1 protein-coding gene is annotated in these 232 nt (G+C 53.9%); it reads right to left on the minus strand.

Going from position 1 to position 232, the window contains the following annotated elements:
* A partial coding sequence (locus tag R0J87_RS25205; RefSeq protein WP_498889758.1) for a VOC family protein occupies window positions 1–232 on the minus strand: 232 nt, incomplete at both ends.

Raw genomic sequence — 232 nt, forward strand, 5'->3', positions numbered from 1 at the left:
GTCACTATTTCATTGAAATCAAAAGGCGTTCCGGGCAGCGGAACCACTTGCCCGGCTCGTGTCACAGGCTCCATTACACCGAAGTGGTTTCCCTGCGGCTCGCACAGCACAGCCAGGCGGTACTGCCATTCACCGAGAGAAGAAGCCGTTGCGGGCATCACGATCTGAGCGCCAAACGATACCGCTTTTGGCAAGAATGCATCGATCTCCTCAACCTGAATATAAAACAGTG

It is taken from the genome of Halomonas sp. SIMBA_159 (genome assembly GCF_046536035.1).
GTDB lineage: Bacteria > Pseudomonadota > Gammaproteobacteria > Pseudomonadales > Halomonadaceae > Vreelandella > Vreelandella venusta_A.